Source organism: Mesorhizobium sp. M7A.F.Ca.CA.001.04.2.1 (assembly GCF_003998485.1).
Classification (GTDB): Bacteria; Pseudomonadota; Alphaproteobacteria; order Rhizobiales; family Rhizobiaceae; genus Mesorhizobium; species Mesorhizobium ciceri.
The window spans coordinates 1-11,057 of the sequence record NZ_RZQT01000165.1 but is presented as its reverse complement, the minus strand read 5'-3'; the positions used below and the strand labels follow the sequence as shown (position 1 = coordinate 11,057).

Sequence of the window (11,057 nt, the reverse complement as noted above, 5' to 3'; positions counted from 1 at the left end):
GCGGCAGACATCGAGCCCCGAGCCGTCCGGCAGCATCACGTCGAGCACAATCAGGTCGAATTGGCCGGAGCCAAGCCGTTGCTCGCATTCGCGCCGGTCCGCCGCCGCCGTGACGCGAAAGCCCTGGCTGTCGAGGTAACGCTGGAGAAGCGTCCTGATCTCGCGGTCGTCGTCGACGACGAGGATATGGGGTTGTGACTGCATGACCGTGCCGTTGCCGATGAATATTGGGACCCGTGATTGCAGGGGCTTGCCGCGATTATAGGAGAGCCGCGCCCGAGCGGCATGGAAAATTGCAACCGAACGTTTCCGGCGGGCCATGGGAAACATTCGGAAACAAATTGCCCTTTTGCGGAAACCTTCGGCAACACGCCGACGCGAAGCGGACAAAGACGCTTCCTATCCTCTGAACCGTCCGAAGCATGAGAGAAAGGAACATCTTTATGCCAAGCAGACTTCTTGCGCTCGGCCTGTTTTCCGTCGCCGCAATTCACCCCGCGCTGGCGGCGCAGCCCGACCCCGGCGCCGGACCCGGTGAGCCGCCCCCTGTCATGGCCATGCAGGATGGGGCAGGCCACGGCCGGAATGGACCCGGCCCGCATGGACCGATGCGACCTGGTTCGCAGGGTTTCGGCCCGCAAGGCTTTGGCCCCCGCCGCATGGGTCCGCCGCCGGAATTCATGCTGGCCGCCCGGCTCGCCGCGCTGGAGACCCGCGTCGGCATCCGCACCGAACAACTCGACGCCTGGCGCGACTACACCAGCGCGCTGCAGGCGGTGCTTTCGCAGCCTCGGCCTGACCGCGGGCGGCCCGTTGGTGCTGAAGCGAAGGACCCCGACGCAGCAGGCCCGGGCGGCAAGCCCGATCCCTTCGCATTCCAGGAAAAGCTGGCCGACGACGTTACCGCCCGCGCGGTTTCGGCCGGCAGACTGAAGGAGGCGATCGCTGAACTGCGCGCCAAGCTGACGCCCGAACAACTCGAACTCCTCGCTTCGGCGGAACGTGCCCATGGATCACCCCCCGGTCCCTGGGGCGGTCCGCCGAACGATGCAGCCGGCCCCAGAGGCCTGCCCAACGATGGCAGGCAGCTCCCGCCCCAGCCCGGGAACGACGAGCAACTCTGACCGACTGCACCGGCCGGCCCGGTACCCAACCCGTTCTCGGGTCGGCCGGTTCTCCGGGGATGGCGGGCGTATCTCCGCCATCCTCGTTTCGATCACGCCCAGTTCGAATCGCGCCAATTCGGAACCATGCCCAATTCGAACCCTGCAATGGAAGCACGACAATGTGGGAAGCCATGATCATGCTGCGGCTGCTCGCGTCCGCCAGCCCGAGGCTCTCGTTCGGTCCTGTCGGGCGAGGCATGCCGCTGGCCCCGCCGGTCGACACGCTGAAGGGCGCGATCCGCCTGAGTTTCGCCGCCTGGCGGTTGTCGCTCCCGCTGTCGCAGCCGCTCGACAACCATGGGCATCATGACCGCAAGATCGCGTGAATTCCGGCAAGGCGCTTGGCATGTCCTCGCTGATCGGCATAATGATGTTGGTGGGCATCGCGGCCGGCTACTCGACCTTCGAGCAGCTCTGGCCGCCGAGAAGGAGCGCGACATGAGCCGCTTCGAAGCATTGCTCGTCGCCGCCCGCAGACCGGCGCGGCCCACCATCAAGATATCGGCCGGCATGCCTCGACCAAGCGGTCGATTGCCCGCGCCCGCAACTCCAGCGAAAGATCATTCAGTCCATGTCTATCCAGCCTAGCCCGTCTTTGCAGCCGGCACGCCGTCTGGCGCCCTGGGCCGCGATGTTCGCATCCGCCTTTCTGCTGGCGGCCTGCTCGCAGGAGAGCAGCGCCCCCGCAGGCATGGGCGCGCCCGGCAAACCGGAAGTCGGCGTCGTCACCCTGCATCCGCAATCGGTGGCGATCACCGCCGAACTGTCGGGACGCACGGCGGCCTCGCTGGTTGCCGAAGTGCGCCCGCAGGTGAACGGCATCATCCAGCAGCGCCTGTTCAAGGAGGGCAGCGAGGTGGCGGCTGGACAGCCGCTCTACCTCATCGATCCGGCGAGCTACAAGGCGTCCTACGACAGCGCGGTCGCCGCACAGCAGAAGGCGGAAGCGGCGGTGCCTACGGCGCAGGCCAAGTTCGACCGTTATGCCGGCCTGTTGAAGCAGAACGTTGTTTCCAAACAGGATTATGACGATGCCGCCGCCACGCTGGCGCAGGCGCAAGCCGATGTCGCCTCGGCCAAGGCCAGTGCCGAGACGGCGCGCATCAGCCTCGACCGGACCTCCATCACGGCACCGATCGCCGGGCGCATCGACAAGTCCACGCTGACGCCGGGCGCGCTGGTGACCGCGAACCAGGACACGGTGCTGACCACCATCCGTGCCCTCGATCCGATCAATGTCGACGTCACGCAGTCGAGCACCAACCTGCTCAATCTGCGGCAGGCGATCTCGGAAGGGCGGCTGAAGTTCAGCGGGCCCAATGTCAGCGTGAAGCTGAAGCTCGAGAACGGCACCATCTACACGCAGACCGGCAAGCTGGAATTCGCCGGCGCCAATGTCGACCAGACCACCGGCACCTTTGCGCTCAGGGCCGAGTTCCCCAATCCCGACCGCCTGCTTCTGCCCGGCATGTATGTGCGGGCACTGGTCGAGGAGGGCGTTGCCCAGAACAGTTTCCTGGTGCCGCAGCGTGCCGTCAGCCGCAACACCAAGGGCGAGGCCACGGCGATGGTCATCAACGCGCAGGGCAAGGTCGAGACGCGCGTGCTCGCCGTGCGCAACAGCGTCGGCAACAACTGGCTGGTGGATTCGGGTGTCGGCGACGGCGACCGCGTCATCGTCGAGGGCATGCAACTGGTGCGCCCCGGCGGCGATGCGACGGGTGTCGAAGTGACGATCGACGAGACGACCGGCGAGGTCAAGGACCGCGGGCAGAGCACTTCCGCCGCACCGGCCGCGTCCAATGCGGCGAAACCGGCGCCTGCCGCCGCGACCGGGAACTGAGCGATGTCACTATTCTTCATCAACCGGCCGATCTTCGCCTGGGTGATCGCCATCGTGATCATGCTGGGCGGCCTTCTGGCACTCACCACGCTGCCGATCTCGCAATATCCGCAGATTGCGCCGACGACAGTCAACATCAGCGCCACCTATCCGGGCGCCGACGCGCAGACGGTCGAGAACTCGGTGACCAAGGTCATCGAGCAAGGCATGACCGGTATCGACAATCTCGACTACATGACGGCGACGTCGACCTCGACCGGTTCGGCCTCGATCACGCTGACCTTCACCACAGCGGCCGATCCCGATACCGCCCAGGTGCAGACGCAAAACAAGCTGCAGCTGGTGCAGTCGCAGCTGCCGCAGGTGGTGCAGAGCAACGGCATCACCGTCTCCAAATCCTCGACCGGCTTCCTGATGGTCATCGGCTTCGTCTCGACCGACGGCAAGATGAACTCGACCGATCTCGCCGACTATGTCGACGCCACCGTCAACGACACGCTGAAGCGCGTCGAGGGTGTCGGCTCGACGCAGCTGTTCGGCTCCGGCTATGCCATGCGCATCTGGCTCGATCCGGACCAGCTCGCCAAATACGCCTTGATGCCGAGCGACATTGCCTCGGCGATCGAGGCGCAGAACACGCAGGTTTCGGCCGGCCAGCTTGGCGGCCTGCCGGCGCGCAAGGGCCAGCAGCTCAATGCCACGGTGACGGCCAAGAGCCGGCTGCAGACCGCCGAACAGTTCCGCAACATCATCCTGAAGAGCCAGACCGATGGCTCTCTGGTCCGCCTCAACGATGTCGCCACCGTCGAGCTCGGCGCCGAAAGCTATACGACGCAGGCCAATTACAATGGCAAGCCGGCGGCCGGCGTCGCCGTCAATTTGGCGACCGGCGCCAACGCCATCAACACCGCCGAAGCGGTGCGTTCGACGATCGCCCGGCTGAGCTCGACCTTCCCGCAAGGGGTCGAGGTCGTCTATCCCTACGACACCTCGCCTTTCGTGCGGCTGTCGATCGAGGAGGTGCTCAAGACGCTGGCCGAAGCGATCGTGCTGGTGTTCCTGGTGATGTTCATCTTCCTGCAGAATTTGCGCGCCACCATCATCCCGACGATCGCCGTGCCGGTGGTGCTGCTCGGCACGTTCGGCGTGCTGTCGCTGTTCGGCTATTCCGTCAACACACTGACCATGTTCGCCATGGTGCTGGCCATCGGCCTCTTGGTCGACGACGCCATCGTCGTCGTCGAGAATGTCGAACGCGTGATGCAGGAGGAAGGCCTGTCGCCGAAGGAGGCGACGCGCAAGTCGATGCACGAAATCACCGGCGCGCTGATCGGCATCGCCACGGTGCTTTCGGCCGTGTTCGTGCCGATGGCTTTCTTCGGCGGCTCGACCGGCATCATCTACCGGCAATTCTCGGTGACCATCGTCTCGGCGATGGTGCTGTCCGTGCTGGTCGCCCTTGTGCTGACGCCCGCACTTTGCGCCACCATCCTGCGGCCGCCCAAGGACCATGCGACGCAGACCGGCCCGTTCGGCTGGTTCAACCGTGTCTTCGACCGCGGCACGCTTGCCTACCGCGACGGCTCGCACGGCATCATCAACCGATCCTGGCGCTTCCTCGTCGTGTTCCTGGCCATCGTCGTTGCCGTGGGCTGGATGTTTGCCCGGCTGCCGAGCTCGTTCCTGCCGGAAGAGGACCAGGGCATCCTGATCACCAGCGTGCAGCTGCCGGTCGGCGCGACGCAGGATCGCACGGAGCGCGTGCTGGCAGAAGTGACCGACCATTATCTCAACCAGGAGAAGGACGTCGTCGACGGGGTGTTCACCGCCTCCGGCTTCGGCTTCGGCGGCGCAGGGCAGAATGTCGGCATCGCTTTCGTGCGGCTGAAGGATTTCGACCTGCGCAAATCGCCGGCTTCCGCCGCGCAGGCCATCGCCGGCCGGGCGATGGGCGCGTTTTCGAAGATCAGGGACGCGCAAGTCTTCGCGCTCGCGCCTCCCGCCATCCAGGGCTTCGGCAACACCAACGGCTTCGACTTCTACCTGCAGGACGTCAACGGCGCCGGCCATGACGCGCTGATCCAGACGCGCAACCAGCTTCTGGCCCTGGCCGGGCAGAGCAAGGTGCTCGCCAACACAAGGCCCAACGGCCAGGAAGACCAGCCGCAATTCTCGGTCGACATCGACCAGGAGAAGGCCAGCGCGCTGGGCGTCAGCCTGGCCGACATCAACAACACGCTTTCGACCGCCTGGGGCAGCGATTACGTCAACGACTTCATCGATCGCGGGCGGGTGAAACCGGTCTATCTGCAGTCGGACCCGAACTTCCGCATGCAGCCGGAAGATTTGGACAAATGGCAGGTCCGCAACGCCAGCGGCGCCATGGTGCCGTTCTCGGCCTTTGCCTCCAGCCACTGGACATTCGGCTCGCCCAGGCTGGAGCGCTACAATGGTTCGGCGGCGGTCGAGATCCAGGGCGCGGCGGCCACGGGGGTCAGCTCGGGTGCCGCCATGGACGAGATCGACAAGCTCGTCGCGCAATTGCCCGCCGGCTATTCGCACGAGTGGACCGGGCTGTCGCACCAGGAGAAGCTTTCCGGCAACCAGGCGCTGTCGCTCTATGCGATCTCAGCGCTGGTCGTGTTCCTGTGCCTGGCCGCACTTTATGAGAGCTGGTCGATCCCGTTCGCGGTCATGCTGTCGGTGCCGATCGGCATCTTCGGCGCGCTGCTGGCGGCCAGCCTGTTCGGCCAGTCCAACGACGTTTATTTCAAGGTCGGCCTTTTGACCACGATCGGTCTCGCCGCCAAGAACGCCATCCTCATCGTCGAGTTCGCCATCGAGCGGCAAGCCGCCGGGATGGGGCTGGTCGAGGCGACGCTGGAGGCGGCGCGACAACGGCTGCGGCCGATCCTGATGACGTCGCTGGCCTTCATCCTCGGTGTGCTGCCGCTGGCGATCGCCAGCGGTGCGGGCTCGGGCGCGCAGAACTCGGTCGGCATCGGCGTGATGGGCGGGATGATCGCAGCGACGGTGATCGGCGTCTTCCTGGTGCCGCTATTGTTCGTCACGGTGCGGCGCATCTTCAAGGGCAGGGCGGCCAAACCAGATACGGGCGAGACGCCGGTGACGGCCACCCAGCAATAAGGAAACTTCACATGACAGGTTTGGAACGTGGCTCGGTGGCCGCGAGGCGGCTTCTTGCGCCTATGCTCACCGCTGTCCTGCTCGCGGGATGCGTCGTCGGTCCGGATTATCAGACACCGATAATGGCAATGCCGGCGAATTGGAGCGGCCAGAAGCCGACAATGCCTGCCCAGCCGGCACGACTGTCAAAATGGTGGCAGCGGCTACGCGATCCCGAGCTGAACACGCTTGTCGAGGAAGCGGTTGCCGGCAATCTCGATGTCGCCACCGCCAAGGCAAAAATCCGCGAGGCGCGCGCCAGCTATCGCCAGAGTGCCGGCACATTGCTGCCTTCGGCCGACGGCTCCGGCTCGGCCTCCCGCAACAAGTCGGCCGAGACCACATCAGGCTCTGACGCCACCTACAGCGAGTACCAGGCCGGCTTCGATGCAAGCTGGGAGCTCGACCTGTTCGGCGCCAACCGGAGGGGCGTAGAGGCCGCGCGCTACGGGCTGAACGCCTCGCAGGAGGAACTGCGCTCGACGCTTCTCACCCTGGTCGGCGATGTCGCTTCCTATTATACCCAGGCGCGCGGCTACCAGGCCCGCATCGCGCTCGCCCGTCGTTCGGCCGCGTCGCAAAGACAGACCGCCGAACTTACCCGCACCATGGCGCAGGCGGGCACGGCGACCGCCGCCGATGTCGCCAAGGCGATGGGGCAGGCAGCGAGCACCGAAGCCGCCGTTCCGACGCTGGAGGCAAGTTATACGCAGGCCGTGCATCGTCTCGCGGTGTTGGCCGGCCGGCCGCCTGCCTCGCTCAACGAGCGGCTGAAGCGGGTCGCGCCCATTCCTGCACCGCGCCTGCCGATGCCCACCGGAATTCCCGCCGACCTCCTGCTATCGCGGCCCGATTTGCGCATGGCGGAGCGCCAATATGCGCAATATACCGCCAAGATCGGCCAGGCCGAAGCCGCCCGCTATCCCTCGGTCAGCCTGACGGGAGACATCAGCACGGCGGCGCTGAAGCTTGGCGATCTCGGCAAGAATTCGTCGATCGGCTGGTCGTTCGGGCCGACGCTCAGTGTGCCGCTGTTCAATGCCGGCCAATTGCAGGCGGCCGTCGAGTTCGCCAAGGCGCAACGCGATCAGTATTTCATCGCTTACCGGTCTTCGGTGCTGACGGCGCTCGAGGATGTCGAGAACGCGCTGGTGCTGTTGTCGCAGGAGCGCATCCGGATCGCCAAGCTCGCCTCGTCCGCGAAGTCCTATGGCGAGGCGGCAAGTCTCGAAGGCTCGCTCTACAAGGCCGGCGAGACAAGCCTCCTCGACGTGCTCGACGCCCAGCGCTCGCTCTATTCGGCCGAGGACTCGCTGCTGCAAAGCCGCGTCCTGCTGGCGACCAACTACATCGCCCTCAACAAGGCGCTCGGCGGCGGCTGGGATGGCGCGGTCGACAGCGCCAAGCCGGAGATCGTCGACGTCAAGGCCGGTCCACGGCTGGCGTCGAAGCCGGCCTCCTGAGGCGCTCTCAGGCAGCGGCGTCAATTCGGCAGACACGCCGCCATCGCCGATGCGGGGCGTGAAAATGCGGACTCCATGTTTGGCGATGGCGGGGTGATCGCATCGCTGTTATTGATGGTGCCCACACAGCACAGGCGCCGCAGATGACATCCGATACACAGAAGGCCGAAGCGGTCGGGCAGCTGCTCGAAACGCCGGACCTTGCCAGCGCGCTCGAAAGCGAACAGTTCAAGAAGTTCCTCGACCAGGTGCCGATCGCCATTGCCGTCTCGGACCTGGGTTCGAAGGAGCGTGTCGTCTATGCCAATCCGGAATTCGAGAAACTGTCCGGCCTCAAGGCGGCGATGCTCGCTCGCCAACACTGGGCGGCGCTTTCCGGCACCGGCCTGCACAAGCAGAAGGACCGGCCGCTGTTCGAGGCCGTGGTCGAGGACACTGATTTCATCGGCACGTTCCGGCTGGAGCGGAAGGAAGGCCAACCGACTATCGTCGACGTCTATTCCAACGTCATCGAGGACGACAATGGCAAGGCCTGCTTCCGGCTGGTGGCGCTGGTCGACGTTTCGGCCCATGGCGAAACCGAAGATGCGCGATCGATCGACGAGCGCATCCGCGAGAAGGACACGCTGCTGCGCGAATTGCAGCACCGGGTGAAGAACAATCTGCAGATGATCACCGCACTGATCCGGATGGAGACGCGCAACGCGGCCGAACCGGATCAGAAGCGTTTCGAGAGGCTGGCAGGTCGCGTCGATGCGCTGGCAATCCTCTACCAGACGCTGTCGGGGGACGATGAAAAGGATGAGGTCGATCTTGGCGTCTATCTCAGCCAGATCGCGTCGGCGGTGATGAACTCGCATGCGGTCGAGGGCATCCGCCTCGACATGAAGGTCGACACCTATCCGGTGTCGATCAATGTCGCCATGCCGACCGGGCTGGTGGTGAACGAACTTTTGACCAATGCGCTCAAACATGCCTTCCAGGGACGTGACGGCGGCACGATCACGCTGCACAGCATCGTTGACGGCGATGGCTGCCGCATCGTGGTCGCCGATGACGGCATTGGCTTGCCGGACGGCGAGAGCTGGCCCAAGCGCGGCAAACTCGGCGCGCTGATCGCCCGCTCGCTGACCGAGAATGCCAAGGCGGAGTTCGACGTGACGTCGAGCGCCGGCGAGGGCACGCGGGTGACCATCCTGTTCAAGCGCTCGGCTGCCACCGCAGCTTAGCGCGCGCGGGAGCCAAGCGGCATAGGTGGCCGTCTCCGCTTGGCTGATCTTCGACCTGCTCATGCCGGCCTTGCCTTCCCCGCTATCTCCCTTCGCGTCAATGCCCCTACTCCAGCGGCAGGGTAGGGTGAAAGCCAGGTGCATCGATGCCAGTCGCAAGCCGCGCTTTGCCGTGCTTGACAGGCTTAATTAATTTATTAACATTAGAAAATAATAGGGAGGAAGAATGGGCGCGCACCACGGAGCGATCCTGCGAATCCTGCGCGACGACGGTCCGCAGTCGCGCGCCGAACTGGCGCGGCGCACCTCGCTGTCACCCACCGCCCTGACCCATCTGACGGCCCATCTCCTGCGGGAAGGCACCGTGGTCGAGCTCAACCAGGCCACTGCCGGCGATGCACCCGTCGGCCGGCCGGCGATCGGCGTCGCGCTGGTGCCCGACGCCCTGTCCGTAGTTGGCGTGCACATTGGCGCGGGAACGATCGACGCGACCATCACCGACCTCAGGGCCGCCTCGAAAGCCATGGCCTCGCAGCATTTCGACACCGCCACCAGCGAACCCGCCGCGGTGATCGGCATGGTGGTGCGGATCGTCGAGCAATTGATCAAGAAGACCGGAGTCGACCGTTCGCGCCTGATCGGCCTGGGGCTCGGCGTGCCGGGACCGGTGGACACCAAGCGCCGCCGCAACCTGCAGTCGGTCAATTACGACTGGAAGGACGTGCCGTTCGCCGACGAACTCGAAACGGCGCTGCGCATGCCGGTGGTGGTCGAGCACAATGTCAGCGCGATGGCGCTGGCGGAATCGCGCTACGGCATCGGGCGCGACACGACCGCGCTGCTCTACATCTATCTGCGCACCGGCCTCGGCGCCGGTCTGGTGATCAACGGCATGCCGTTCCGTCCCGGCGGCTACGGGGCCGTCGAGCTTGGCCATGTCCAGGTGGTCGAGGATGGCGAGCGTTGCGCCTGCGGCAATGCGGGCTGCCTGGAGACGTTTCTGTCCGAGCGCGCGCTGGCCCGCGCCGCCCATATCGACACGCCTCATCCCAGGCGCCTGCTGGCCGCGGTGGAGAAATATCCCGACGTCTGGAACGCGGCGCTCCGGCATCTGACGACGGCCATAGCGACGGCGACCAATTTGCTCAATCCCGATCTGATCGTCTTTGGCGGTCACCTGGCCGAAGCCCCGGAAAGCTTCATCGATCATATAAGGCGGGGCGTTCCGCCACGCGTCCTGCCGCCGATGCGCGACGTGCTGCGGGTCGAGCGGTCGAGCCTTGGCCCAGGTGCCGGCGCCATCGGTGCTGCTGCGGCGGCGCTCGACCATTTTTTCTATTCGGGGGTGTCGCGATGAGCGAAGCGTCGAAGACGACACGCTCCGGCGGCGGCTCGAACGAGGATCGGGGTATCGACTATCGCGGTCTCGCGCTCAATCTCTGCGGTCTCGTCGCCGGCATCGCCATCTGGTGGGTGTTGACGGCGGGCGGCGCGGTGGGCCTGCCGCTACCGCCACAGGTTGCGTCCAGGTTTATCGATCTGATCGCAAACGGGCAGCTCGCCACCGACATCATGTCGAGCCTTGCTCGGGTGATGACCGGCTTTCTCCTCGGCGTCATCCTGGCGATCCCGGTCGGCTTCGTCATGGGCTGGTACAAGGTCGCGCGCTCGCTTATCGAGCCGTATCTGCAGTTCTTCCGCATGATCCCGCCGCTGGCCATCATTCCGCTGGCGATCGTGACGATGGGCATCGACGAGACGCCGAAGGTCTTCGTCATCTTCCTGGCGTCCTTCCTGGCCAGCGTCGTCGCCACCTATCAGGGCGTCATCAGCGTCGACAAGACGATGATCAACGCCGCGCGCGTGCTCGGCGCCAAGGACATGACCATCTTCCTGCGCGTCATCATTCCCGCATCGACGCCGTTCATCCTGGTCGGCGTGCGCATCGGCCTCGGCTCGGCCTGGGCGACGCTGGTGGCCGCCGAACTGATCGCCGCGCAGACCGGCCTCGGTTTCCGCATGCAGCAGGCGCAACTCTACTACGACCTGCCGACCATCTTCGTCAGCCTGATCACCATCGGCCTTCTCGGCCTTGCCATGGATCGCATCCTTTTGGTGATCGAGCGCCGGCTGACCGTCTGGCAGGAGCGCGTGTGATGCCGCCCAGGAT

At 65.4% G+C, this 11,057-nt stretch carries 9 protein-coding genes; 8 read left to right on the top strand and 1 reads right to left on the bottom strand.

Annotated elements, in window-relative coordinates:
• A partial coding sequence (locus EN955_RS30810) for a response regulator (protein ID WP_127223512.1) occupies nt 1-204 on the bottom strand: 204 nt, incomplete at its 3' end.
• A gap of 239 nt (nt 205-443) precedes the next feature.
• On the opposite strand from EN955_RS30810, the gene EN955_RS30805 reads away from it, so the two are divergent.
• The 8 genes from EN955_RS30805 (at nt 444) to EN955_RS30770 (ending at nt 11,044) form a co-directional block, all read left to right on the top strand.
• Complete coding sequence (locus EN955_RS30805; protein ID WP_013530680.1) at nt 444-1,124, top strand: hypothetical protein; 681 nt, start codon at nt 444-446, stop codon at nt 1,122-1,124.
• A 161-nt stretch (nt 1,125-1,285) separates the two neighbouring features.
• On the top strand, nt 1,286-1,492 hold the full coding sequence (locus tag EN955_RS30800; protein ID WP_024501678.1) for a hypothetical protein: 207 nt from the start codon (nt 1,286-1,288) through the stop codon (nt 1,490-1,492).
• A 245-nt stretch (nt 1,493-1,737) separates the two neighbouring features.
• The gene (locus EN955_RS30795; RefSeq protein ID WP_013530682.1) at nt 1,738-3,009 is read left to right on the top strand and encodes an efflux RND transporter periplasmic adaptor subunit; all 1,272 of its coding nucleotides are present in this window, start codon (nt 1,738-1,740) and stop codon (nt 3,007-3,009) included.
• 3 nt (nt 3,010-3,012) lie between these two features.
• Nucleotides 3,013-6,156, top strand: a complete 3,144-nt coding sequence (locus EN955_RS30790) for an efflux RND transporter permease subunit (RefSeq protein WP_024501677.1) — start codon at nt 3,013-3,015, stop codon at nt 6,154-6,156.
• Nucleotides 6,157-6,167: 11 nt separating this feature from the next.
• Nucleotides 6,168-7,658, top strand: coding sequence for an efflux transporter outer membrane subunit (locus EN955_RS30785; RefSeq protein WP_024501676.1), 1,491 nt, complete (start codon nt 6,168-6,170; stop codon nt 7,656-7,658).
• A 143-nt stretch (nt 7,659-7,801) separates the two neighbouring features.
• Entirely contained in the window at nt 7,802-8,887 is a 1,086-nt protein-coding gene (locus tag EN955_RS30780) for a histidine kinase dimerization/phosphoacceptor domain -containing protein (RefSeq protein WP_013530685.1), read from the top strand.
• Nucleotides 8,888-9,113: 226 nt separating this feature from the next.
• Entirely contained in the window at nt 9,114-10,244 is a 1,131-nt protein-coding gene (locus tag EN955_RS30775; RefSeq protein WP_024501675.1) for an ROK family transcriptional regulator, read from the top strand.
• On the top strand, nt 10,241-11,044 hold the full coding sequence (locus tag EN955_RS30770) for an ABC transporter permease (protein WP_024501674.1): 804 nt from the start codon (nt 10,241-10,243) through the stop codon (nt 11,042-11,044). The genes EN955_RS30775 and EN955_RS30770 overlap by 4 nt, the downstream gene beginning before the upstream one ends.
• Nucleotides 11,045-11,057: the final 13 nt, after the last annotated feature.

Excerpts from the sequence above, each read along its gene's own strand:
- EN955_RS30795 (WP_013530682.1), top strand. The coding sequence starts at position 1,738 with ATGTCTATCCAGCCTAGCCCGTCTTTGCAGCCGGCACGCCGTCTGGCG.
- EN955_RS30800 (WP_024501678.1), top strand. The coding sequence starts at position 1,286 with ATGTGGGAAGCCATGATCATGCTGCGGCTGCTCGCGTCCGCCAGCCCG.
- EN955_RS30805 (WP_013530680.1), top strand. The coding sequence starts at position 444 with ATGCCAAGCAGACTTCTTGCGCTCGGCCTGTTTTCCGTCGCCGCAATT.
- EN955_RS30780 (WP_013530685.1), top strand. The coding sequence starts at position 7,802 with ATGACATCCGATACACAGAAGGCCGAAGCGGTCGGGCAGCTGCTCGAA.
- EN955_RS30785 (WP_024501676.1), top strand. The coding sequence starts at position 6,168 with ATGACAGGTTTGGAACGTGGCTCGGTGGCCGCGAGGCGGCTTCTTGCG.
- EN955_RS30770 (WP_024501674.1), top strand. The coding sequence starts at position 10,241 with ATGAGCGAAGCGTCGAAGACGACACGCTCCGGCGGCGGCTCGAACGAG.
- EN955_RS30790 (WP_024501677.1), top strand. The coding sequence starts at position 3,013 with ATGTCACTATTCTTCATCAACCGGCCGATCTTCGCCTGGGTGATCGCC.
- EN955_RS30775 (WP_024501675.1), top strand. The coding sequence starts at position 9,114 with ATGGGCGCGCACCACGGAGCGATCCTGCGAATCCTGCGCGACGACGGT.